Annotated in this window: 26 protein-coding genes, 1 pseudogene and 1 riboswitch; of the genes and pseudogenes, 12 read left to right on the top strand and 15 right to left on the bottom strand. The window is 44.6% G+C overall.

Annotated features, from left to right (window positions below):
* Position 1: 1 nt before the first annotated feature.
* The 8 genes from PGRAN_RS05870 to PGRAN_RS05835 form a co-directional block, all read right to left on the bottom strand.
* Positions 2 to 1,108: an ABC transporter permease gene (locus tag PGRAN_RS05870; protein ID WP_051998444.1), complete on the bottom strand. Its 1,107-nt coding sequence runs from the start codon at positions 1,106 to 1,108 to the stop codon at positions 2 to 4.
* A gap of 18 nt (positions 1,109 to 1,126) precedes the next feature.
* The gene (locus tag PGRAN_RS05865; RefSeq protein ID WP_036065851.1) at positions 1,127 to 2,065 is read right to left on the bottom strand and encodes an ABC transporter ATP-binding protein; all 939 of its coding nucleotides are present in this window, start codon (positions 2,063 to 2,065) and stop codon (positions 1,127 to 1,129) included.
* Positions 2,066 to 2,147: 82 nt separating this feature from the next.
* Positions 2,148 to 3,296 carry a sensor histidine kinase gene (locus PGRAN_RS05860; protein ID WP_051998443.1) on the bottom strand — a complete coding sequence of 383 codons (1,149 nt, stop codon included), beginning with the start codon at positions 3,294 to 3,296 and terminating at the stop codon, positions 2,148 to 2,150.
* On the bottom strand, positions 3,293 to 3,943 hold the full coding sequence (locus PGRAN_RS05855; protein ID WP_036065850.1) for a response regulator transcription factor: 651 nt from the start codon (positions 3,941 to 3,943) through the stop codon (positions 3,293 to 3,295). The genes PGRAN_RS05860 and PGRAN_RS05855 overlap by 4 nt, the downstream gene beginning before the upstream one ends.
* A gap of 109 nt (positions 3,944 to 4,052) precedes the next feature.
* The gene (locus PGRAN_RS05850) at positions 4,053 to 4,781 is read right to left on the bottom strand and encodes a GntR family transcriptional regulator (protein WP_036065849.1); all 729 of its coding nucleotides are present in this window, start codon (positions 4,779 to 4,781) and stop codon (positions 4,053 to 4,055) included.
* 42 nt (positions 4,782 to 4,823) lie between these two features.
* The gene (locus PGRAN_RS05845; protein WP_036065847.1) at positions 4,824 to 6,215 is read right to left on the bottom strand and encodes a glycoside hydrolase family 1 protein; all 1,392 of its coding nucleotides are present in this window, start codon (positions 6,213 to 6,215) and stop codon (positions 4,824 to 4,826) included.
* Positions 6,216 to 6,673: 458 nt separating this feature from the next.
* Complete coding sequence (locus tag PGRAN_RS05840) at positions 6,674 to 6,880, bottom strand: hypothetical protein (protein WP_051998442.1); 207 nt, start codon at positions 6,878 to 6,880, stop codon at positions 6,674 to 6,676.
* A 21-nt stretch (positions 6,881 to 6,901) separates the two neighbouring features.
* Positions 6,902 to 7,123 (bottom strand): hypothetical protein, encoded by a 222-nt coding sequence (locus PGRAN_RS05835; protein ID WP_036065845.1) that lies wholly within the window; start codon positions 7,121 to 7,123, stop codon positions 6,902 to 6,904.
* Positions 7,124 to 7,488: 365 nt separating this feature from the next.
* Positions 7,489 to 7,590: riboswitch (purine riboswitch) on the top strand.
* A 90-nt stretch (positions 7,591 to 7,680) separates the two neighbouring features.
* Here PGRAN_RS05835 and PGRAN_RS05830 point away from each other — a divergent pair.
* Positions 7,681 to 8,976, top strand: a complete 1,296-nt coding sequence (locus PGRAN_RS05830; protein ID WP_036065844.1) for an NCS2 family permease — start codon at positions 7,681 to 7,683, stop codon at positions 8,974 to 8,976.
* 77 nt (positions 8,977 to 9,053) lie between these two features.
* Here PGRAN_RS05830 and hisJ read toward each other — a convergent pair whose 3' ends face one another.
* Positions 9,054 to 9,884 carry a histidinol-phosphatase HisJ gene (hisJ, locus tag PGRAN_RS05825; protein WP_036065892.1) on the bottom strand — a complete coding sequence of 277 codons (831 nt, stop codon included), beginning with the start codon at positions 9,882 to 9,884 and terminating at the stop codon, positions 9,054 to 9,056.
* 192 nt (positions 9,885 to 10,076) lie between these two features.
* On the opposite strand from hisJ, the gene hisZ reads away from it, so the two are divergent.
* The 10 genes and pseudogenes from hisZ to hisC all read left to right on the top strand — a co-directional run bounded on the left by hisZ (position 10,077) and on the right by hisC (position 17,563).
* Positions 10,077 to 11,249: an ATP phosphoribosyltransferase regulatory subunit gene (gene hisZ / locus PGRAN_RS05820; protein ID WP_036065843.1), complete on the top strand. Its 1,173-nt coding sequence runs from the start codon at positions 10,077 to 10,079 to the stop codon at positions 11,247 to 11,249.
* Positions 11,246 to 11,884, top strand: a complete 639-nt coding sequence (gene hisG / locus PGRAN_RS05815) for an ATP phosphoribosyltransferase (protein WP_036065842.1) — start codon at positions 11,246 to 11,248, stop codon at positions 11,882 to 11,884. Before hisZ ends, hisG begins: the two co-directional genes overlap by 4 nt.
* Complete coding sequence (hisD, locus tag PGRAN_RS05810; RefSeq protein ID WP_036065891.1) at positions 11,884 to 13,167, top strand: histidinol dehydrogenase; 1,284 nt, start codon at positions 11,884 to 11,886, stop codon at positions 13,165 to 13,167. Before hisG ends, hisD begins: the two co-directional genes overlap by 1 nt.
* Position 13,168: 1 nt before the next feature.
* The gene (hisB, locus tag PGRAN_RS05805; RefSeq protein WP_036065841.1) at positions 13,169 to 13,753 is read left to right on the top strand and encodes an imidazoleglycerol-phosphate dehydratase HisB; all 585 of its coding nucleotides are present in this window, start codon (positions 13,169 to 13,171) and stop codon (positions 13,751 to 13,753) included.
* On the top strand, positions 13,754 to 14,374 hold the full coding sequence (gene hisH / locus PGRAN_RS05800; RefSeq protein WP_036065840.1) for an imidazole glycerol phosphate synthase subunit HisH: 621 nt from the start codon (positions 13,754 to 13,756) through the stop codon (positions 14,372 to 14,374). It abuts the gene before it with no gap.
* A pseudogene (gene hisA / locus PGRAN_RS05795) lies at positions 14,353 to 15,080 on the top strand (1-(5-phosphoribosyl)-5-[(5-phosphoribosylamino)methylideneamino]imidazole-4-carboxamide isomerase). Before hisH ends, hisA begins: the two are co-directional and overlap by 22 nt.
* A complete protein-coding gene (hisF, locus tag PGRAN_RS05790; RefSeq protein ID WP_036065838.1) occupies positions 15,070 to 15,831 on the top strand; it encodes an imidazole glycerol phosphate synthase subunit HisF in 762 nt (253 codons plus the stop codon). Before hisA ends, hisF begins: the two are co-directional and overlap by 11 nt.
* The gene (hisI, locus tag PGRAN_RS05785) at positions 15,828 to 16,148 is read left to right on the top strand and encodes a phosphoribosyl-AMP cyclohydrolase (protein ID WP_036065837.1); all 321 of its coding nucleotides are present in this window, start codon (positions 15,828 to 15,830) and stop codon (positions 16,146 to 16,148) included. The genes hisF and hisI overlap by 4 nt, the downstream gene beginning before the upstream one ends.
* A 2-nt stretch (positions 16,149 to 16,150) precedes the next feature.
* Positions 16,151 to 16,465, top strand: coding sequence for a phosphoribosyl-ATP diphosphatase (gene hisE / locus PGRAN_RS05780; protein ID WP_036065890.1), 315 nt, complete (start codon positions 16,151 to 16,153; stop codon positions 16,463 to 16,465).
* Positions 16,466 to 16,480: 15 nt separating this feature from the next.
* The gene (gene hisC, locus PGRAN_RS05775; protein WP_036065836.1) at positions 16,481 to 17,563 is read left to right on the top strand and encodes a histidinol-phosphate transaminase; all 1,083 of its coding nucleotides are present in this window, start codon (positions 16,481 to 16,483) and stop codon (positions 17,561 to 17,563) included.
* Between the two features lie 543 nt (positions 17,564 to 18,106).
* Here the strand turns inward: hisC and PGRAN_RS05765 are convergent.
* The 3 genes from PGRAN_RS05765 to PGRAN_RS05755 are packed head-to-tail and all read right to left on the bottom strand — an operon-like array spanning position 18,107 to position 19,505.
* A complete protein-coding gene (locus PGRAN_RS05765) occupies positions 18,107 to 18,307 on the bottom strand; it encodes a hypothetical protein (protein WP_149023993.1) in 201 nt (66 codons plus the stop codon).
* Positions 18,308 to 18,341: 34 nt separating this feature from the next.
* On the bottom strand, positions 18,342 to 18,671 hold the full coding sequence (locus tag PGRAN_RS05760; protein ID WP_036065832.1) for a MerR family transcriptional regulator: 330 nt from the start codon (positions 18,669 to 18,671) through the stop codon (positions 18,342 to 18,344).
* A gap of 33 nt (positions 18,672 to 18,704) precedes the next feature.
* Complete coding sequence (locus PGRAN_RS05755) at positions 18,705 to 19,505, bottom strand: 2OG-Fe dioxygenase family protein (RefSeq protein WP_065427903.1); 801 nt, start codon at positions 19,503 to 19,505, stop codon at positions 18,705 to 18,707.
* 256 nt (positions 19,506 to 19,761) lie between these two features.
* Between PGRAN_RS05755 and gdhA the strand changes: the two genes are divergently transcribed.
* The gene (gdhA, locus tag PGRAN_RS05750) at positions 19,762 to 21,135 is read left to right on the top strand and encodes an NADP-specific glutamate dehydrogenase (RefSeq protein WP_077914601.1); all 1,374 of its coding nucleotides are present in this window, start codon (positions 19,762 to 19,764) and stop codon (positions 21,133 to 21,135) included.
* A gap of 39 nt (positions 21,136 to 21,174) precedes the next feature.
* Here gdhA and PGRAN_RS16240 read toward each other — a convergent pair whose 3' ends face one another.
* From PGRAN_RS16240 to PGRAN_RS05735, 3 genes are read right to left on the bottom strand one after another with little or no spacing between them, the layout of a single operon-like run.
* A complete protein-coding gene (locus PGRAN_RS16240) occupies positions 21,175 to 23,064 on the bottom strand; it encodes a NeuD/PglB/VioB family sugar acetyltransferase (protein ID WP_051998440.1) in 1,890 nt (629 codons plus the stop codon).
* Complete coding sequence (locus tag PGRAN_RS05740; RefSeq protein ID WP_051998439.1) at positions 23,061 to 23,588, bottom strand: acyltransferase; 528 nt, start codon at positions 23,586 to 23,588, stop codon at positions 23,061 to 23,063. The genes PGRAN_RS16240 and PGRAN_RS05740 overlap by 4 nt, the downstream gene beginning before the upstream one ends.
* The gene (locus PGRAN_RS05735; RefSeq protein WP_036065831.1) at positions 23,581 to 24,657 is read right to left on the bottom strand and encodes a hypothetical protein; all 1,077 of its coding nucleotides are present in this window, start codon (positions 24,655 to 24,657) and stop codon (positions 23,581 to 23,583) included. Before PGRAN_RS05735 ends, PGRAN_RS05740 begins: the two co-directional genes overlap by 8 nt.
* Positions 24,658 to 24,659: the final 2 nt, after the last annotated feature.

Below are 24,659 nucleotides of genomic sequence, written 5' to 3'. Positions count from 1 at the left end.
TTTAATACACTTCCTTTCGACGAATCCACAAGCTCATCATGACGACAAGCACAGCAGTTATCAATAAATTAGTCGCGATTGGTATGACAGCTGCAGCCACATCCTGATTATACATCACATCACGAACGCCGATACGCACCCAGCCAATCGGTGAAAGCTTCGACATTAAGCCGTCTCCAGTCGGGAAGTACGCGCCTCCGAGAAAAGCGAACACTTGCACAAGTATCGACGCCGCTCCCGTCGCCGCAGGGTTCCCGTTACTAAACACGTCGACCGCCATTCCAAGCGCCACCGACAAGAACAACAAGCTAAAGTAAATCACGAAAATCACCGCAACATATGGCCCCCAGCTCACCCCGAAAAAGAGATTTGAAACCACCATTAGCAACAGAAGCGCCACAACCTGCATAAAAATCGCGCCGAGAAAATTCCCGATAATCGCCGTAGATTTCTTGATTGGTGCAATGAACAATCGCACATCTGTATGGCGCACCTTCTCCTCACGAAACACGTTGATACCACTGTTGATCCCAAACATCATCACCATCGCAATCATCGCAACCGCATAATATTCAAATGCACTAATCTTATTTCCTGACGCCTGCTTTTCGATATGAACAGCCGTATCAGACGGTTTCGGTGGATTTTGCAACACACTTGCTTGCGTCTTGTCTACTTTTACAATCGTGCTCGCCAACTGATATTGCGCCGTAAACTGGTCTAAATAACCATTCAATACACTCATCTCGATAGCGCTTGGTGAGTTGGTCGTCACCGTCAAATCATCCGCAACCGCAACAAATCCGACCGCATCTCCATTTTCGACTGCACTTTTGCCGGCTTTCGCGCTTTTTGCTTCCTTAAACGTAATCTGTTTCCCGCTGGCGTCTTTTGCGAACTGCTCAAACCCCTTGCCTAGCGGGCTTTCCTTTTGCACCACGTACTCTATCGTCATCTTATCAAGCTTGACATCACTGCTAAAGCTATCCTGCAACACGCTCCCTAACACTAGAATCAGCGCTAATGGAAAAATTAACATATAGAGAAAATAGCCCTTATCACGCAGCGTGAGCTTGATTGCCTTCAACATAATATGAAAAATCATCATCTGCCCAACTTCCCCTCTCTAATCTCGTAATTTGCGGCCTGTTAGGTTTAAAAAGACCGTTTCCAAATTCAGCGTTTGCTGGTTCATCTCGACGACTTCCGCCGAATGACGAATCAAGGCTTCTAATACCGTATTCAAGTTATTCACTTCACTGTTTGAAGTAATTTTCAGCGTATTGCCAGCCAGTACTTCCACTAGTTGGATTCCAGAAATCGTCCGCAATTCGTCCAGATCCACTTTTGCAACCTCATCCACAACGATTCGCATTTCTTTCATATCGGAAACCAGACTCACAAGCTGTTCTTTAGTACCTTCCGCGATCACTTTGCCATGGTCGATAATCGCAATATAATCACACAACTCCTCGACTTCTTCCATATAATGACTTGTATAAATGATCGTACAACCCGACGCATTCAGCTTTTTAATCGACTTCAAAATGTAGTTTCTAGACTGCGGGTCAATTCCGACCGTCGGCTCATCCATAATAATCAGCGCTGGTTTATGCGCGATCGCACACGCAATATTGAGGCGCCGCTTCATGCCACCTGAAAAAGTACCCGGCTTCTCCTTCCGCTTGTCCGCCAAACCAACAAACTCCAGTGCTGTCTCCGCTGCCGCATCCAGTTCCTTCCCACGAAGCCCATAAAGCCCCGCAAAAAAGCGCACATTCTCAAACGCCGACAAATCATTGTACAGCGCAATATCCTGAGGCACCAAGCCAATTCGCTGCTTAATCTCCAAACTATGTTGCTCCTGCTCCTCACCAAAAAGTCGTATCACACCCGTATTCTTCTTCAAAAGTCCACATAAAACGCTGATCGTTGTACTTTTCCCAGCACCATTTGGCCCAAGCAATCCAAAAATCTGCCCTTCTTCAATGACCAAATCCAGATTATCCACTGCAATATTTTTCTCAAATTTCTTCGTTAGTTGCTCAATTTCTACGATTTTCATTGCGTTCCCTCATTTCCATGCTTATCTTACTTCCTAGTATAGAAAAAAAGCGAGCATCGCAACAGTGCAAATACTCACTTTCTTACCGTGAAGATCTCACGAATTTTTTCACATGCTTCACGTTTTCGAGCGGAATCAGCGTCACGAGCGTAAATCCATCCGTTGCATCAATAATCAGCTTGCCACCAAGTTTCGCCGTTCGCTCCTCCATTCCCATCAAACCAAGGCTTTTCGTTACGGATTCTGCACCAACACCATTATCCTTCAACTCCAAACGCACAAACTTATTCAAAACCGTCAACGTCACATCCACGCGGCTCGCTTGGCTATATTTCAATATATTCGTCAAACCTTCCGTCAAATTTTGGATGAAAACATACCACATCGCTTGCGTCACTTTTGCAACGATTCCTTGCGTTTGAAAAATCGTCCGAATCCCGTACTGTGCCTCAAATGTCTCTAGCTGCGCCTTCACGCGATTAATCGCTAAACTTTCCTGAGCAGGTTTAGTCATTTTAAGCGTCTTGCGAATCTCCTCAATGCCCGACTTATTGATCAAAATCGCATTATCTAGCAGTTCTGCCGCTTTTTCCCGATCCGTTTTAAGCAATGCCTTCGCGGCCTCAAGCTGCATCAAACCACCCGTCAGCGAATGCCCCAACTGGTCATGAATCTGATGAGATAGCGCGTTCCGTTCCTCAAGCTTCGCCAAATACGTCTGCCGGATATTATTCGTTTCCGCAGCATCGAGCCTCGCCGCAAAACCATCCAGCTTCACACGCATCCCTTCATTCTCTAGCTCCATCTCCGTCATGACATACGCCGCCCGGTTCAAATACCAATAAAAAGCACCGACAAAAATACTAATTCCTACATAAATCAACGTGTACCCTCCGAAAAATAACGGAATCAGGGTTAAAATCACAGCGCATCCTATCCATTTCGGTGGACACTTCTCATCACGCAATAACAAAGCTAGCGTACAAAACGGCATTAATAGCAACATCAGAGGCAAATACCAGACGCTTACCAACCAAACCAGCCCAATTAACCCTAGCCGAATTCCCAGCTGGTACCGCACAAGAATAAACGACAATAACGTCACCGAAATATACAGCAAAAAATGCAATAAATAGAGGGCAATCATCCCACTTGGCGTATTTTCCTCAAATAAATATACGATCAGCAACAAACAAAACGCCACATCCAGCGTTAGCTTATACCTCGTCACCCTTCAACGCCTCCAATTTTGCCCGTCAAATACAAGATCGCGAGCTGCGTTCGGTGATCTAATCCTAATTTTCCAAGGAGTGCCGAAATATTATTGGCAACCGTTCCTTCCGAAATAAATAAATTCTTCGCGATTTCCTTGTTTGAAAGACCGCTTGCAATAGCCTTCATCACATCCATTTCTCGCGCCGTCAAGTGCAATCCACTCAAATCAGGAGCAGCAGGCATCACCTCATCCTGTAGCGAGCGCTTCACCTTATCCCAAATTTCATCTTGAATAATACTTTGATTTTGCATCACACTCACAATCGCATGGTGAATCATCTGCGGATCATTATTTTTCAGCAAATAGCCCTTCGCTCCGTTCTCAATCGCCTTCAAAATAAACGCGTCATCATCAAATGTCGTCAAAATAATCACTTTTGTCTGCGTTGTTTCCGTAATCACTTTCGTCGCCTGAACCCCGTCCATCCCAGGCATCCGCACATCCATCAAAACCACATCCACCTCATGCTCCTGACAAAATGCTACGGCCTCTGCCCCGTCCGCAGCCGTTCCAACCACTTCAATCCCATCCATCGTTCCAAGAATAATCTCTAGTCCGCCCGTAATAAACGAATTATCATCCACCACTAAAATATGTATCATATCCACCGCACCCCATCGCTATTTTCATAAAATCAACATAGCACATTCCCCGCCATTTCTCCACTAAAAAAAGACTGCGCCTCATCAAAGAAACACAGCCTCCCCCATTTTACCGCCTAGCAATATTCACCGTCGTAAACACAAACTTATCATAACGATGGCGCGACTTCGAGTATTCAAACGCCATCCCATTATTCAAATAAACCGTTTGCTCGACCTCGATCACCGGATCATCTTGCGCACAATCCAGATACTGAAAATCCAACTCATTCGGCTTATCCGCCCGAATTTGCTTGTAGGAACTCGCAATTTTTAAATTCAGTTCCTCGCGAATATGCGTATAAATCGAATGCTCCAACACTTGCTGCGTCACACCGGGAATCAACGCTACCGGCATGCACGTATGCTCTAAAACATACGGCTCCCCGTCCAGAATCCGCGCCCGCACAATATCATAAACCGGCGTCTCCAAATCAATATTCAACCGCTCCGCCACATGTACATCCGGAAAAGTTACCTGAAAGTCCACGATCTTACTTTCCACATCGCGCCCTTCCAACAACTTCGTAAATCCATTTACTTCCTGACTATGAATATGGAGCCGATCCATATCGAGCGCTGACTTAATAATAAACGTCCCGTGCCCCCGCTTACGATACAATAGCCCTTCCAAAACAAGAACTTCCAGTGCTTTTTTCATCGTCATACGACTACAATCAAATTCCTTCGCAAGTGACATCTCATCCGGAATTGGCTTATCAAGAGGATATTTCTTAGCGAAAATACGCTTTTTCAACTCTTCCGCGATAAAACTATATTTTGTCTGATTATTCGCCATGATGCCAAACACCTCTTTTTTTTCTTTTATTTTATCATATAATTAAGCATCAAAGCCATGATTATCTGAAAGCGCCTTGTACCAACGCCCAGAAGATTTCACCGTCCGTTTATAATCTTGATCCAGATTCACTTCAACTAAACCATAGCGATTTTTATAAGCATTTGCCCACGACCAGCAATCCATAAACGTCCACAGATGATATCCTTTACAGTTCGCGCCCTCACTCATAGCCTTATGCAACCACTTCAAATGATCTTGAATAAACGCGATCCGGTAATGATCATCGATGTAGCCAGACTCCGTACGATAACGATCTTCGCCTTCCACGCCCATCCCATTTTCCGAAATAAAGAACGGAATATTGCCGTAATTATCACGCAGATTGATCGCAATATCATAAATCGCCCTCTCAAAAATTTCCCAACCACGATATGGATTCATTTTACGATAAGGCATTTCGTAGTTATCAAATAGGTGTTCCGGCATAAACGGCGCATCCGGATGAGCCGCATATTCCTTGGCTTTCACACGGCGCGGCTGGTAATAATTCACACCTAGAATATCGATAATATTGTTCTTAATAACCGCCAAATCTTCCTCCGTATAAACCGGGAGCGCATCATGCTCTTTCAAAATATCCACCAAATCAGCCGGAAACTCGCCCTTTGTCACTGGATCTAGGAAGCTTCGATTAAAAATCAAGTCTGCAATATGTGAAGCGCGTAGATCGGCTGGATTTTGGCTACGCGGATAAGATGGTGTCAAATTCAAGATAATTCCAATTTCACCATCTTGCTGCAATGCATGATACGCTTTGACCGCAAGCGCATGAGCCACCGTCGTATGGTAAGCCACCTGTGCCGCACGCTTGAAATCAACGACATTCGGAAAATGCATATCATATAAGTAACCCGCCTCAACAGGAACAATCGGCTCGTTAAATGTAAACCAATGTTTCACACGGTCGCCAAACAACTCGAAACACGTTTTAGCGAAAGCAGCATAAGCATCCACAACTTCGCGATTTTCCCAGCCGCCCAATTCCTGCATCGACATCGGCATATCAAAATGATACAAGTTAATAAACGGCTCCACCTCATTTGCCAACATCTCATCGATCACATTATTATAAAATTCCACAGCTTTAGGATTCACTTCACCAACCCCATCTGGAATCAAGCGCGACCACTGGATCGACGTCCGGAACGAATTATGTCCCGTTTCCTTCATCAACTGAATATCCGCTTTATATTGATAGTAGAAGTTAGACGTATTCACAGGTCCAACATTATTGAAGAAGCGACCCGGTTCCTCCTTGTACCAATGATCCCAAACACTCGGTTTTCTGCCATCAACATCCGCAGCCCCTTCCGTTTGCGGACCTGAAGCAGCACTACCCCACCAAAAATCTTGCGGAAATTCATATTTCATCATTTCTACCTCCAAAGGACAAGCTCATTAAGCTCGTGTAATATCCTCATTATACCCTATTTTTTTAAAAGTATAAACTTATAACTTGATAAAGTAGTATTTGAGGTGATCAAAAAAGCCGTCATTTTATCTTTTTAAGACATAATGACGGTTTTTTTAAATATTATTCAGTCGGAAGCTTAAAGTTTCAACTATCAGCGCCTAATCAAATATGGATTAGTGATATTTTCTATATTCCCATCAAACAATCCTTTGTTTATATATGCGTTTGGACCTATTCTCTAGAAAAGTCATGGCGTGGAGAGTCACTTCCTTAGTCACAAAGGCTACGCACACCACTTCAACTCCTTTTTTGTAAATTTCATTTCTATTACTTACTAACAATTTTTCCATTTTCCTTAAGAAAGAGCATCACTTTTTCAGCGCGCCCTTTCTTTACATTTACTTTGTTCCCTTCATCAACTATTCTTTATTTTTTTTGCTCTTCTCCTAGCACTTAACAACATCAAAATGTTATAAAATAATACTCCATAAATCGCCGTTTCCATAAAATCACCATTTACTATAAATTCTATTGAAATACCTATCACACCACTTACAATAGCTATTATCAAGACACTCCAATAGGGATGCTCATTATAAAAATGATTCCATTTCTTATACAACGCCCTCACCTCCATTAGCCACTATTTAGTGGTATACCTAGATGCAACTTGTTTGCCAGCAGCATTGTACCCCCACTGTTTACTGTTTACGGTTTTAATCGTTGCTTTTTCTGATGCGCCTTCTATTGTTCCTTCTGCTGGTGGCACTCCTTGTTCCGCATACGGTTCGTACGCTGGAATCGTAGACACGATCATTGTAATAGCGATCGTGACTAAAAGTAATCGTGATAGTCCCTTTTTCATCTTGTTAAGCCCCTTTTCTGTTTGTAATTGAGCAATACATCTCTATTAAAACGTACCATATAATACATGTGAAAAGCAATAATTTTTTTCTTATATATGTAAATATAGGACAGCCATTATCGTGTGTTTCTTCCATATACTATCCTTCATATCTTTTGAAGTTAAGTTTTATCAGAGCATTTCACTTCTTCTTATCATTTTACTGTCTACTTTATTGATATCTATCCAAACTAAGTCATTGTCTTCAGCAGCTTCTACTTGTTAAGGGAGTTGTGTGTCCAGCGCCTCTCTTTTTATGTTCATTATGCCAGTTTCTCATTCTCTTGCAACGATTCTTTCCCCCCCTCTTGCTAACCGCCACTAACTAAGCTAAAATAAACACATGTCGTATATGTCTAGGAATATGGCCCAGACGTTTCTACTTAGCTACCGTAAATGGCTACACTACGAGCAATAGCATACTGCGTTTCTTTTTCGTTGACTTAGAAACGGCTTTTTTTTGCGATGGCTCATCTTTGAAAAATGTGCGACAACACAATTCAGGGAGGCTTTTTTTAATGGAAAAATTGTTTAAACTGCGAGAAAATAAGACAACGGTTAGAACGGAAATTTTGGCGGGGTTAACGACTTTCTTGTCGATGGCGTACATACTATTTGTGAATCCTTCCGCGCTAGCAACGACTGGAATGGACATGAGCGCGGTGTTTGTGGCAACGGCTCTAGCAGCTGTGGTTGGCTCACTGCTTATGGGATTGATTGCGAATTATCCGATTGGGCTCGCTCCGGGCATTGGGCTTAGTTCCTTCTTTGCCTACACGGTTTGTGCGCAATGGGGAATTCCTTGGGAAACTGCTTTATCAGGTGTTTTAGTCTCCGGTTGTGTATTTATTGTACTGACCGTCACCGGGATTCGAGAAAAAATTATCAATGCCATTCCGACAGAACTAAAATTCGCAGTTGGTGCAGGAATCGGCTTTTTCATCGCTTTTCTTGGGCTGAAAAATGCCGGGATTATCGTGGGAAACAAAGCGACACTCGTGGCGCTTGGAGATTTACATAACAGCGCGGTTTTGCTTGCTGTTTTCGGCATTGTCATCACGATTGTTTTGATGACCTTGAACATAAATGGTGCGATTTTTATCGGGATGGCTGCGACGGTTATTGTCGGGATGCTCTTTCAATTGATTGATGTCCCGACGCAAATTGTGGCGCCTATTCCTGATATTTCACCTACATTTGGGCAAGCGATTTTTCATCTTGGAGACATATTCACGCCGCAGATGTTGATTGTGATTTTGACGTTCTTCTTTATTGACTTTTTCGATACCGCGGGGACGCTGGTGGCTGTTGCGAATCAGGCCGGTTTTATGAAGGATAACAAAGTCCCTCGTGCAAGTCGGGCGCTATTCGCAGATTCATCGGCAACGATTGTTGGCTCGATTTTAGGGACATCAACGACCACTTCATACGTGGAATCAACGGCTGGTGTGGCGGTTGGTGGACGGACTGGTTTGACGGCGATTGTGATTGCGATTTGTTTTGCTCTTTCGATGTTCTTTTCGCCGCTGCTTGGTGTGATTACAAGTGCAGTGACGACGCCAGCGCTTGTCATAGTCGGGATTTTGATGATTGGAAATGTGGCGCATATTGACTGGTCTAAATTCGAGATCGCCGTGCCGTGTTTCATGGTTATTTTGATGATGGTGCTTAGTTTCTCGATTGCTTCGGGGATTGCGCTTGGGTTTATCTTTTACCCGATCACGATGTTTTTTAAAGGTCGTTACAAAGAAGTTCACCCGATTATGTATATTTTGATGATCTTATTTATTTTATATTTTGTGTTCGTCGTTTAAAAAATGCAAGAAAGAAGCTGAAATATCGTCCTAATGGATGGAGTTTCAGCTTTTTTCTATGATTTCTTGTAATTCGCCTACAAAGATTTTTCTATATCATCATAGCCGCGGCCAACATCTGCCAAGCTGTGCGCATCTGAGCCGTAGACTAACTCAATGCCAAGTGAATGTGCTTCTTTGGCAATATCAAGTGGTGGATAAGCTTCCTTGCAATATTCTTTATATAACCCCGCTGTATTCCAATCTAATTGATACTTTCGCACTTTTATATCTTGGAGTAGATGCGATACTTGCTGTCTCGCTTCCCCTTTTATTGCCGTTTCATGCTCTGGAAAATAATGCTGGAATTTCTGACAAAGTGAGATATGACCCAGTCGAGTTGGTTTTGCCACGCCTAAATCGGCAAACAATGATTCTCGAATCAGCTCATAGTAGGCTTTTTGAATCGCTGCAAAATTTCCATAATGCTTCCAAATTCCAGCTTCAAAATCTGGCGCTGAGAAATCGATAAATCGCCAGCCGCCAACTCCCGGTATGAAGTGCAACGATAAAACACCATCATCCATCTGCGAACCATATTCCCGAAGTAAAGCTCTCGTATCTGCTTCAAAACCTGGTAAAAAATCAACCTCTAATCCGACGTGAATCCGAATCTGATCACTATACTTTTGCTTCACCTCATGTGCCTTCTTAAAATAGGCATCTAGCTGATCCCACTGAAGTGCCGCCGTCGCAATCTCCTCTTTCGAATTAGCAATTTCTTGTTCAAAAGCTGTGGGCATCGGCGGGTGCTCCGTTATCGAATAATCGGTAAATCCAAGTCCAATTGCTTTTTCAATCATCGCCTCTACTTTATCACCAGAACCGTGCGGGCAGAATTCGGTGTGTGTATGTCCATCACGCTTGATCATGTACCACCACTCCTCTTTTCTTCCAATTATAGCATCCCTTGGAAAGAAGGTCATGCTATCTTTATAAAATATTTCATTTTTCTGATATAATGAGGGAACAGAAGTTTTTATTTTATCTATTTACAAAAATGCTTTACTCTGCTAATATGCTAATATGTTAAAGTTTTTATGAAAAAGGAGCTCAGATCAATGAAGTGGAATCGGAATTTGCCTATTGGAACAAGAGATAAACTTTTCAAGGAAGCCGCGTCGGCCTATGATATGGAACATCAAGTGAACCGATCATTTCACGAGCGGGGCTATCAACGGATTGAGACGCCAGTTATCGAATTTGATGATGTTTTTTCGGCGATTGATGATATGAATTTATACCGTTTTTTCGATACAAAAGGACGCTTGACAGTGCTACGGCCTGACATGACTTCTCCCATTGGACGCGTGATTAGTACTACTGGCGTCACACCACCGCTCAAGCTTTGTTATAGTGGCAAGGTTTTTCGGGCGAATGAGGAGCTGGCTGGGGAACGGAACGAGATGACGCAAGCAGGGATTGAGATTATCGGTTTTGCCTCGATAAAGGCGGAGATTGAGTGTATCACTAGCGCGATTGCAGTTTTACGGGAACTCGGGATGACAGATTTCCAAATCGAGATTGGCCATGCCGCGATTTATCAAGCGGTTATCCAGTCGCTTGCGCTGCAGGCTAACGATGAGGAAATCTTTCGCCAAGCCTTGCAAAATAAGAGTTTATTCGGGATTCGATCCTTTGTGGCGAGTCACCCAAGCGCGATGGATGCTTTTATTTTAGCATTGCCACGATTGTTTGGGTCAGTGGATACAATTGGAGAAGCGCGGGCTTTGACGGATAATCGACTGATTTTGGAGGCATTGACACAGATGGAAACGATTGTTCAGGTCGTGAATGCACCGGAGCACTTATCGGTGGACATCGGCCTCGTGCAGGAACTTCATTATTACACGGGAGCCATTTTTCGGGGATATGCGGATATGTCTGCTGTTCATTTCCTAAGCGGTGGACGTTATGATTCGCTTCTTGCCCAGTTTGGCGAGGAAAATTGGCCTGCGGTTGGTCTCGCGCTGAATTTAGATGAGATTGTTTCACTGAAACGCCGGACGTTGAAAAAGCAGGAGCATATCGCTAAAACATTTATTCATTACTCGCTAGAAACGACGCAACTCGCGGAAGAAGTGCTTGCCAAGACGCCGAACAGTTCGCTCAGTTTTTTTGATGAACTAGCGGAAAGTATGGCCTATGCGAAAAAATGGCAATATCATAAACTGATTGATGTATCTGGTAATGGGCTTCGCGAAATCGATCCGGAGAAGGAGGTTTTATCATGAAATCGCTACAAATTGCGCTGACAAAAGGACGCTTGGAAAAATCGGCTGTTGCGCTTCTTGAAAAGGCCGGCGTGGATTGCGAGATGCTGCATGAAAAAAGCCGGAAACTCATTTTTGCGAGCGAGGATGCGCCCTATTCGTTTATTTTAGCGAAAGCTCCGGATGTCGCGACCTATGTCAAACATGGTGTTGCAGATATCGGAATCGTTGGAAAAGACGTGCTGATGGAGCAAGACAAGGAGCATTACGAGATGCTGGATTTAAAAATTGGGCAATGTCAGTTTTGCTTAGCATCCACGCCAAGTTATGATCCAAGCGATTATAGACGCAAAATTATTGCGACGAAGTATCCGACGGTTGCGACAAAATATTTTCGGGAACGCGGTGAGGACGTCGAAATCATTAAAATTGAGGGCTCTGTTGAAATGGCGCCCCTACTTGGACTTGCGGATGCGATTATTGACATTGTGGAAACAGGATCAACTTTGCGCGAAAACGGACTGGTCATTTTTGATACGATGTACGCTATTTCGGCACGTTTGATTGTAAATAAGGCCTCGCTGAAGCGGAATAAGGCGGAAATTTTCGAGTTGATTGACTTGTTGGAAAACACATTGGAGGAGGAGACACGATGATGCGATTTATTTCTGGGGATAAAGAGGCAATTTTTCAGCAATTACATACGGCAGTAGTTGATGAGGCGCAAATCGAAACAGAGCTTGCCGTCAAGCGAATTGTCGCAGATGTTCGTGAGAATGGTGATGAGGCGCTAAAACGATTGACGGCGCAGTTTGACGGGGTTACGCTAACCGATTTTAGGGTTTCTCAAAGCGATCTTGATGACGCGCTTCAACATGTCGAGGCAGATTTCATTCAAGCTTTGGAGCAGGCGAAGGAAAACATTCTTTCCTATCACCAAAAACAGAAACAGTCTGGGTTTGTCGATACGGAAAAACGCGGCGTCATGCGTGGTCAGCTCGTTAGGCCACTCGAAACGGCTGGTATTTACGTTCCAGGAGGCACGGCGGCGTATCCGTCCTCGGTTTTAATGAACATTCTCCCAGCCAAAATCGCAGGCGTTCCGCGAATCATTATGGTGACTCCGCCTGGTGCGGATGGTTTGAATCCTTATATTTTAGCGGCAGCCAAGATTGCGGGAGCCGACGAAGTATATCAAGTTGGGGGCGCGCAGGCCGTCGCGGCGTTAGCTTTCGGAACAGCATCGATTCCCAAAGTAGATAAGATCGTTGGACCTGGAAATATGTTTGTCGCATTGGCAAAACGAGAAGTGTTTGGCATCGTGGACATCGATATGATTGCAGGACCTTCTGAGGTTGTAGTCGTGGCGGATGCAACAGCGAATCCGCGATTTGTAGCTGCGGATTTATTGTCGCAAGCGGAGCACGATAAGCTAGCGCGCGCGATTCTCATTACGACAAGCGAACCGTTTGGCCAAGCTGTTGCAAGCGAAGTCGAAAAACAATTGCGAACATTGCCACGTGAAGAGATCGCACGCGCCTCGATAGCAAACTTTGGGCAAGTTATTGTTGCTGATTCAATCGAAGCCGCATTCGAGATTATGAATGACATCGCACCGGAACATCTAGAAATTCAGCTGGAAAACCCGATGGATTACTTGAGCTACGTGAAAAACGCTGGTTCTGTCTTCTTAGGCGCTTATGCATCCGAACCGCTCGGTGATTATTTTGCTGGTCCAAATCATGTCTTGCCGACGAGTGGCACGGCGCGCTTCTTCTCCCCGCTTGGCGTCGCTGATTTTTGCAAACGGACATCGTTTATCTCCTATACAAAGGATGCGCTCGAAAAGGAGAAGGATGCCATTGTGTTACTCGCTGAAAAAGAAGGTTTAACCGCGCATGCTCGCGCTATCCAAATTCGCTTTGAGGAGGAAAACTAAAATGAGAACTGCCAAAATAGAACGGAAAACAGCGGAAACATCGATTCGTATGGAGGTATATCTTGATCAGCCAGAAAAATGTGAGATTCATACAGGGATCGGTTTTCTGGATCATATGCTGACACTTTTTGCGCGACATAGCCGCATTGGACTTGTTTGTGAAGCGATCGGTGACCTCGATGTTGACTCGCATCACACCGCCGAAGATGTCGGAATCGTGCTTGGTCAATGTTTGAAGGAAGCGCTTGGCGATAAGGCTGGCATTAACCGCTACGGTTCGGAATACGTGCCAATGGATGAATCGCTTGGCTTTGTAGCACTAGATTTGAGTGGCCGTTCGTATCTTGTTTTTGACGCCACTTTTGATAACCCGAAACTCGGTGCTTTTGATACGGAACTCGTGGAGGAATTCTTCCAAGCTGTGGCGTTTAATGCGACGATGAACTTACACTGCCGCGTCCTCTATGGTAAAAATACGCATCACAAAATTGAGGCACTTTTTAAAGCATTTGGGCGCGCATTGCGTCAGGCAATTACGGTAAATCCCGATATTAAAGGGGTTAACTCGACGAAGGGCGTGCTGTAAATGCAGATTGCAATTGTGGATTATGACACTGGCAATACGAAAAGCGTCAGCAAAGCGCTCGATTTTATTGGTTTAAAGAATAAGATAACCGCTGTGGAAAAGGAGATTTTGGCGGCTGATGGGATTATTTTGCCGGGGGTTGGTGCCTTTCCGCAAGCCATGGCGGCGCTCGAGGAACGCGATTTAATTTCCGTTTTGCAAGAAGCTGTGGCACATGGGAAACCACTACTCGGCGTTTGTCTCGGTATGCAACTGTTGCTTGATTCCAGCGATGAGCATGGTTACACACAAGGGCTCGGGCTCATTCCAGGGCATGCAAAACTACTCCCCGACACGGCGAAAATTCCGCATATGGGATGGAATCAGCTCGAGGTGAAGCAGGATTGCCCCTTAGCGCATGGTCAAGATGGGAATTTTGTGTATTATGTCCATTCCTATTATGCCGTATGCGAGCCAAAATATGTGATGGCATCCAGTGACTATTCCGTAGAAATTCCTGGTATCATCGCCAATGAGAACGTCTACGGCGCCCAGTTCCACCCCGAAAAAAGCGGTCAAGCAGGACTCGAAATTTTACAAGGATTTAAGGAGGTTATCGAATGCGCATCTTCCCAGCAATAGATTTGAAAAACGGCCGTTGTGTGCGGCTTTACCAAGGTGATTTCGCCCAAGAAACGGTGGTGAATCCCGACCCGATTAGCCAAGCAAAAGCGTTTAGCGAAGAAGGCGCGACCTATTTACATATTGTAGATCTAGATGGGGCGCTAGAAGGAAAACCGATAAATCTGGATATCATTCGTGAAATGAAAAAAAGTTTCGCAGCTTCCTGTCCAAGTTGGCGGCGGCATCCGGACGATGGCACAAATCACCTTTTATCTCGAAGATGCTGGCATCGATCGTGTCATTATTGGTTCGGCCGCTCTTTCCCACCCTGACTTCGTTCGCGATGCCGTAAAGCTTTACGGTGACAAAATCGCGGTCGGCATTGACGCGAAAAATGGCTTTGTTGCCACATCTGGTTGGCTCGATGTAAGCACTACGGATTACCTCACTTTTGCAAAAGAAGTCGAAAAAAGGCGGTGTACAAACGATCATTTTTACTGATATCGCGAAAGACGGCACGCTTGCAGGTCCGAATTTGCAGCAACTACAGGCTTTACAAGGCGCGGTAAATGTAGATATTATCGCATCTGGTGGCGTGAGCAGTAAAGCCGATTTAATAGAGCTTGCCGAACTCGGTTTATATGGTGCCATCTCTGGAAAAGCCCTGTATAACGGTAATATCTCCATGGCAGAAATTACGGAGGTGGAGAACCTTGCTGACTAAACGCATCATTCCGTGCCTAGACGTTACCGATGGACGCGTGGTGAAGGGGATCAACTTCGTGTCGCTAACCGATGTCGGCGATCCTGTTGAAATTGCTAAGGCCTATAATGAAGCCGGTGCAGACGAGCTTGTTTTCTTGGATATCACAGCCACCCACGAAGAACGCCGGACGATGGTTGATGTCGTGGCGCGGACTGCAGAACAAGTCTTCATCCCGCTTACCGTCGGCGGTGGCATCCATTCCGTCGCGAATATGAAAGCCTTACTCCAAGCTGGCGCGGACAAGATCTCACTCAACTCCGCTGCCCTCAAAAATCCCGACCTGATCGCAGAAGGTGCCGCCAAATTTGGCAATCAATGCATTGTCGTGGCCATCGATGCGAAATATCACGCCGACGATGATTCCTGGCATGTTTACAGTCGCGGTGGACGTGATGATACAGGCCTTGACGCTATCCAGTGGGCGAAAAAAGCCGTCTCACTCGGCGCTGGCGAAATCCTGCTTACAAGTATGGATGGCGACGGTACCAAAGACGGTTACGACATCGCGCTCACCGACGCCATCTGTAACGCCGTCTCCGTCCCCGTCATCGCATCAGGCGGTTGCGGGAACGCGGAACACATGGTCGAAGTTTTTGAGAAAACAGGTGCAGACGCAGCACTCGCCGCCTCGATTTTCCATTACGGTGAAATGACGATCCCTGAAGTCAAACAAATTTTGCAAGCGAAAGGAGTTGCGATTCGGCCATGACACTTGATTTTTCGAAAGGTCTCATCCCTGCTATTATTGTGGAAGACACGACTGGCGATGTCCTCATGCTCGCCTATATGAACGCCGAAAGCTACCAAAAAACACTCGACACAAACACGACGTGGTTTTTCTCCCGTTCCCGCAACGAACTCTGGAATAAGGGCGCGACATCCGGCCATTTTCAGCACGTCAAAGAAATCCGCTCCGACTGCGACAACGATACACTCTTGATTCGCGTCGACCAAATAGGAGCCGCCTGCCACACCGGCGCGCACAGCTGTTTTTTCAATATTGAAAAGGAAGTGACTGCAAAATGAGCATCCTAACGGAACTCTACAATCAAATCAATGACCGTAAAACAACGCCAAAAGAAGGCTCCTATACCAATTACTTATTCGACCGCGGACTCGATAAAATTTTGAAAAAGGTTGGGGAGGAAGCGACCGAAGTGGTTATCGCCGCAAAAAATAATGACAACGCGGAATTAACATCAGAACTCGCCGACCTGACTTATCACGTCCTCGTATTGTTGGTACAGCAAGGCTTGACGACTGATGACATCGCACGTGAACTCGAAAAACGCGAAGGTAAACTCAGCGTCACAGAAGATCGCAAACCAATCGACGAATTATAAGAAGGAGGTTTCCACATGGTAAAATCAGCCCTAAACGCCCTATCTGCATACAAACCCGGCAAACCGCTAGAAGAAGTACGCCGCGAACTCGGACTCCAAAAAATCTACAAACTAGCGTCAAATGAAAATCCGTTCGGCACATCTAAGGCCGTGTCGCGCATCCTAAGAGAAGGAAGCATCGATCTGTCCTATTATCCAGATGGCGCCGGGCGTGTTTTACGCGAAGCGATCGCCAAATTCCATGATGTTCCTACCGACCAAATCTTGCTTGGCTCAGGTCTCGATGACGTTATCCAAATCATCTCCCGCGCCGTCCTAGAACCGGGTGACAACATCATCGAAGCCGCGCCGACCTTCTCCCAATACTCCCTACACGCCACGATCGAAGGCGCTGAAACGATTTCGCTCCCAGTTGATGAAACAACCGGAAAATCCGATCTCACCGCCATGGCAAACGCCGTCAACGCACGCACCAAAATCATCTGGCTCTGTAACCCAAATAACCCGACAGGCACGATTTCCACCCAACGAGAAGTCCTAACTTTGCTGGAATCCGTACCAAAGGACGTGCTTGTCATCAGCGACGAAGCCTATTACGAATACGCCACATCGGCCGACTATCCAGATACATTCGCACTCCTTGACCAATTTCCAAACGTGATCATCATGCGCACCTTTTCAAAAATTTACGGCTTAGCAGGCTTGCGCATCGGATACGCGATCATCCCGGAGGCACTGAGCGAACCGCTGAACATCGTGCGACTCCCGTTCAATACCTCATCGATCGCCCAATCCGCCGCAACAGCCGCACTCGCCGATCAAGCCTTCGTCAAAAAATGCGTCGACGCCAACACGAGCGGCCTACAACAATGGTACGATTTCTTAGACGCGCGCGGACTCACCTACTACAAATCCGACGCCAACTTCATCTTTTTTGACACAAAACGCGACGCCACCGAGCTGTTCAATAAACTGCTCCAAAAAGGCTACATCGTACGCGCCGGCCTCAAACCAAATTGGCTACGAATCACCATCGGATCCACCCAAGAAAACCAAGGTTGCATCCAGGCATTAACTTCCATTTTAGAGGAGAAATAATATATTCTAACACGCGCTTAACCCTACTCTCATCACATTCTAATCAAGCTTATCGAACCTGACAAAACTGTCACTTTTCAGTTTCATAATGTAAGACAAAGCGATGTTTTAAGATTACTATTCGAGATATACTTAACTTATTGGAGCAAATCATCTTTTCCCCAAGATGATGTGGCGACGACGATAAATAAAAATGAGTTCTCTTTTCAAGTTCTAATACACGCTTCAAAAGAAAACCCATTTCTTATTCAAAATGAGAAGCATTACTCGCTTTGCTTCTTGTGGTGAATACATCCTATACCATAAAATTTCCCTGATATCCCTTTTATATCGTCGTCCCACACACTCCTAAAACTCCCTACTTGCACATGCGGTTCCCCCGCGTGTGTTTTGTTGTGGTTCTTATGAAGCGTACTATGCTGAATTAGAACCACAATATGCATGCGAACGCAGTGAGCAAGTAATCCCCCAGTGGTTCTTATGCGCCGAACCATGAATCAAGCCCACACAGAAATGACTACAAACCAATTACGCTCCCCTTCTCTAAAACTTCTCCCTCTTTCTCCTACTAGCCACAAAGTAGAACACAAAATTCAACACCAACCCCACCGCTGCAACAATAACAACTATCAAAACCAACCCTGATTTCGTATTTACATAATTGATTAAATTCAATATCAGCAGTAACGCCCACATTAATGTCAACACAACCAGATTTAATTTGGAGGCATATAATCGATTCATATCCATGCTCACATCCTTACCTAACTCTATCTACCTAGAAAGTTTTCCCCGTATTCTCCTCAACCCATCTATCTAATCCTGTCTTTGGATAATACATATAACCATCAATAGTAATACTAGGCAAATCCCCAACCTTTTGCAGTCGTTTCATCTCTTTTTCATCAATGCCCAAGTAAGACATCAAACCATCCTCATCCAACAATGTCGTATCCGAATTTTCTATATTAACACCTATAGACGCTCCATCATCCGACAGCTCGATTGGAGTTGGGCTATCTTCCGAACCAGTAACAACACCATTTCCAATCATCATCCCAGCTACAATCACACAAATCCCAATAATCCAAGCATGCTTATTCTCCATATCCTCTGTCTCCCTTTTTATGTTTTTAACCAATCAAAGCGGCTTCACAACAGTCGGCTGATAATCAATCAAAATCATCGACCGTTCTCCAGCCTCGTCGCCACTCCCTTTACGAACCGCACTCACATAATGGCTCACCGCCACATCCGCAACCCCGTAAGACTCCAAACCTTTCGTCAACGCAAAATCCGCAAAAATATGCCCCTCATCAATATCTTGCGGGAACTGATCCACATCATCTACCGTCGCAATCACATTCTGACCTCCAACGACATTCCGGCGCTTCACCAAATGCGCAAACGTAAACGGCTCACCATCCCGATGCAAACAATTCGGCGACGAAACCGCCTCGTCCCCATCACGCTCCACCTTCAACTTCACAAAATGCACGCCCACATTCACCGGCATCACCATATCCCGCGCCTCCCAATACGTCTGCGCAAAATCAAACTGAATAATCCGCTTCAAAAGCTCATTTTCAAGCATCTCCTGCTGCAACATCGGAAAACTACGATACGCGTCCTTAAACTCTGGATTAAACGAACCCTGAAAATACTCCGCAACCGCTTCCCCATCCTCATTCACCATCGCCGGCAACCATTCCACCTGATTCGACCACGGCAAAATAACCGCACGCGAAAAACGGCGATAACGATGAAGTCCAGCTGCATAAACATCGACCGGCAAATCCTCAAAAGCCTGCTCAATCTCAGCAAACTGTTCCGCAATCCAAGCCGCATCCTTCTTATATAAACGACCAATATCCGCCCCTGCATCAAACCGAATAAAGCCCTTTTCTAACATATCATTTTTGTACACTATCCATTCCCTCATTTCTTTTCAAAACTCCCTCTCATTGTAACATTCCGAAGCCACTCAAAGAAAGCGTTTATAAATTGCGCACCTTGTTAAAAAAATCAGAAAAGTCGTTTTTTTACCTTGTATACTTGACGTTTTTCATGTAAACTAACATTATAAGTGAATTTTTCGAAGGCTAGCAACTCGAAATAAAAGAAAAGTGAACATTTGATGTATACCTTTTATGTCACATTTATTCTCACTTAAAATAAAACCACAAGGAGCGATCAATATGGTACAACCAACAACAGTGACAAAAGAAGTCGAAGCAGCAGAAAGTTACACAGCACGTATTTTTGAAACAGTAAAGAAACGCAACCCTTCTGAAAGCGAGTTTCACCAAGCAGTCGAAGAATTTTTACAATCTTTAGTCCCTGTTTTAGCGAAAGAGCCGAAATATGAGGCAGCTGGAATTCTAGAAAGATTGACCGAGCCAGAACGACTCATCACATTCCGCGTCCCTTGGGTAGACGATAACGGCAATGTCAAAGTCAACCGTGGTTTCCGCGTACAATTCAATAGCGCTATCGGTCCATATAAAGGCGGACTTCGTTTCCATCCATCGGTAAACGGCAGCATCGTCAAATTTCTTGGATTCGAGCAAATCTTCAAAAACTCCTTAACTGGCTTGCCTATCGGTGGCGGTAAAGGTGGTTCTGATTTTGATCCTAAAGGTAAAACAGACAATGAAGTGATGCGTTTCTGCCAAAGCTTCATGTCCGAATTGCAGAAATATATCGGTCCAAATACCGACGTTCCAGCTGGTGACATCGGTGTCGGCGCCCGCGAAATCGGCTTCCTATTCGGCCAATATAAGCGCCTAAACGCCTTCGATGCTGGTACTCTAACTGGTAAAGGCCTGAACTACGGCGGAAGTTTAACACGTACCGAAGCAACAGGTTACGGCGTGGTCTACTTCACCCAAGAAATGCTCCAAGACAAAGGTGACTCCCTAAAAGGCAAAAAAATCACCGTTTCCGGTTCAGGTAACGTCGCGATTTATGCCATCGAAAAAGCCCACGAACTTGGCGCGACTGTCATTGCATGTAGCGATTCAAGTGGCTACATCTTAGACGAGAACGGCATCAATGTCGCAACCGTCAAACAATTGAAAGAGCAAGAACGCAAACGTATCAGCGAATATACGAAACACCATCCAAATGCCACTTTTGTCGCAAACGGAGATATTTGGTCCCTACCTGCTGACATCGCCTTACCTTGTGCAACACAAAACGAAATCAACGCAGACCAAGCCGCAACACTTGTTAACAATGGTGTCATCGCAGTAGCAGAAGGCGCGAACATGCCATCCACACTCGATGCTGTTGCCGTGTTCCAAGAAAACAACGTATTATTCGGACCTGCCAAAGCCGCAAACGCTGGCGGAGTTGCTGTATCAGCCTTAGAAATGGCCCAAAACAGCATCCGGATGAGCTGGACTTTTGAAGAAGTGGATTCTCACTTGAAATCCATCATGAAAAATATCTACAAAAACGCTAGCGCCACAGCATCCGCTTACGATGCATCTGGAAATCTAGTCGTTGGTTCCAACATCGCCGGTTTCCTGAAAGTTGCCGATAGCATGTTGACAGAAGGTATTATCTAAACAACGAAAAGACCGAATTAGGATGGGCTACTTCCCTCACTATTCGGTCTTTTTTCTGCTATATTCTAACGTATTTGCCTCGATATTACGCGTCAGTGTACTTCCTGCACGAACAACGGCATTCGCTCCAATACTTATATTTGGCACCACAACACTCCCAGCACCAATTAACACGCTATCCGCCACTGTACATCCGCCAGTCACAACACTTCCAGGAGCAAAATGAACAAAATTCCCAACCGAAATGTCATGTTCTACAGTCGCGCCACTGTTTACAATCACATGTTTTCCAAGCACCGTATTCGCCTGAACAATCGATCCAGCCATGACTAAGCTACCTTCGCCAATTTCCACCGTTGCTTCGACAAACGCCGTCGGATGAACAATCACCGCAAATTTTCTCCCAGCTAAAGCCAAGGTTCGAGCGATTTTTTTCCGAATTTCATTATCACCAATCGCTACAAAAAAGACAACATCCTCATTCATTTGCGTCAAGCCCTGCAATTTTTCATCCAACGCTGTGTAGATAATCCCGTCTCGCGCCACAGGTTCACGATGTTTATCATCCCATACCTCCGTCAGCCGATACGTCCCACTCTCCCGAACGATATTCTGAACCATTTTACTATGCCCGCCGTCGCCAATTATAATAAGCGATTCCACCGACGATGCTTTTTTCCTAAATAAAAATGGCATCACTTTCTGCATGTCCTCCCATTTCACAAACAATACATCCCGAAACGGCACTTTATATTTCCGCTTAAACCAAAGCAACATCGTTACACCACAAAAAGCATACGAGATCACCGAAGCAAACGCAGAACCATAAATATGAAAAGATGGAATGAGCGCCACGTTCAAGCCGATATTCAGTAGCACACTAATAAGCAAGGTGATGAAGTAAAAACGCCACCCACCATTTGCCGAAAACAGCGTCCCAATAATTTTCGTATAGACCATAAAAGGAACCGCCAAAAACATCCACACGACAATCGGATACGCCGCTACAAAATCAGCTCCAAATAAGAATCCCAATATCGGCTTCCCAAAAGCAATGACCAGAATCGCAACGGAAACAACCGCCGTGAAACCTAACCGAATCGAAAACGTCATCCGCTTCACATCATCTTTACGTGCATTATGATGAAACATAACCTCTTTAAAAATATCCGGAATCATCCACGAATACTCCGCAAGCGCCACACCCGTACTGTACAACCCAATATGATAAAAATCAACGGACATCATTTTCAAAATAATAATATCTGCTTGGTAATTAATCGCGATCAAAAAAGAGGTTAACAACGGAAGAAACGCGAGTGCTGTCATCTTCTTATATTTGACAGGAACAATCGTAAACTTAAAATCCTTATCCCACAACGACGCTAAAGAAAAGACCATCGATACATAGCTTTTCAATCCGAAAATAATCAAAATCAGATACAAATTTTCACTCGTCAGAAAAAAAGCGAGAGTAATCAAAGCCGTATTGATTAGCGATGAAATAATAATAATCATCGACTGCTGCTTCAAATTTTCTACTAGATTAATCTGTGTCACTGGCAGATTCAACACATTCACACTAATCAGCAACGCACTGATACCTAAAATCACATTCTTCGTGAAGATCAGAATCAGCAAAGAAACAAGCAAATACAGAAAAAATTGAAGAAACGAATAGCTCACAAAAAGATTTTTCGCACGCTTATCTTGTTTTCTAAAATGCGGGTAAATGAGTGAAATACCTAAATTCAGAATCGTCGTCCCCACAATCACCACATTGACGATAAACATATATTCCCCACGCATCGCAGGTCCAAAGTATCTAGCCACCAGCATCAAACTAATGATGCCATTCAGAACGACAAACCCCTTTTTAACAAAGGTTAGGAAGAACGCATTATTGAACATTCGCGCGGCAAAACTCATAGCGACGTTTCCTGCGTGCGAATCACACGAGCAGGCACCCCACCAATAATCGTATGCGGCTCGAAGTTCTTCGTTACCACCGCGTTCGCCCCAACAGTCGTCCCTTCCGCCACCGTGACTCCCGCATTAATCACCGCATGACTCGCAAGCCACGAACCTTCTCCTATCACAACACGGCTTGCCTTAGAATCCATCGAAACCGCACCATTTTGATACACATGTTTCGATGTCACAATCACGCACATCGGCCCAACCGAAACATTCCGCTCAATCTTCAAACCGCCCGTACCGTTCAAATAACATTGGTGCGCAATATACACATTATCACCAATACTAATCAAATCCGGTCGATTAATAATAACCCGCGTTCCAATCCGAAAATTAGACCCACATTGCTTGAAAAACGGACGCATCAACCGGCCACGAATTTTCGTCGTGATATCTGTATTCGGCATCCACGCAGTCAATAATTGAATACAGTGCATTGGCAAAACATATCGGAAAAACAATTTTTTCTTATTCATAATGAACATCTCCTAAACGTTTCTTGTAAACAATTTTGCGGTTCACATAGTACACAATTAAAAACAGCGCCAAGTTATAACTCAAATCATTGATAATATTCATCGTGTTCTGCCCCATCAACATCCCCATTCGCGTACAAACTAGTGTAAGAAAATAGAACATCTCGATAGAACGCGTCTGATCAATTTTCGATTGAATGAAATACGCTAGACACACCACTAACACAGATAATAGCGGCGACAATAAATAACCGAAAAACAAGTTCCCTTGCCCAATCATTGGCAAAATTTGCGTCGCATGATCCGAATAGAAATAGCGTTGATTAAAGAAAATATTCGAATACTCAAACGGCAAATCTTTCACCAACATATTCACCCCAATCATCGGTCTGAAAATATCGAAAAACAGCACACTCCAATTTTGCGATTCCGGGTAAATCAGCTTCGTTTCAAGCGCCATCGCCACATTATACGGTCCGCCAAAATACACTTGTAAATTATCCGTAAAATCCGTAACCCCACTCGTGCCACCAGATATTGAGGCAATATTTCGCACCGTACTCATAATCAAAAGAATTCCAACGAGCATACCGACAACAAGGAGCACAACGAGTTTAAAATACTTCGGAAACAACAAACGAAATGTCACTAAACTAACAATCGCAACTAACACAATATCTGAACGATTCGTACCGATAAATATACCAATATTAGCAAATAAAGCACCTATCGCAATCCACACATAGAGTAACTGACTTGTTGCCTGATGTCTCTTATGCGCCCACCACGTAACCATAATGAAAACAAGCTGCTTCGCTAAAATAAACATATAGCCACCAAGCATAACCATCACATTACTATCTTCCATCACATCCACCAAATCCGGTTTCGGAATAAAGAAGCTAATGGATGAAATCACGTTCGGTATTCCAAGCGCCGCAACAATAGCCACGACAATAAATACCATATAACCAAAATAGCTTTTCGTTTCATCAAACGGTTGCTGCGTATTTCTCGGTTTGTATTTCTTATTTTGCAAATAATCAAGTATCCCAATGACAATCGTCACGA

The organism is Listeria grandensis FSL F6-0971 (assembly GCF_000525835.1).
Lineage (GTDB): Bacteria > Bacillota > Bacilli > Lactobacillales > Listeriaceae > Listeria_A > Listeria_A grandensis.
The sequence above is the reverse complement of the archived record's forward strand: the minus strand, read 5'-3'. Positions and strand labels throughout refer to the sequence as shown.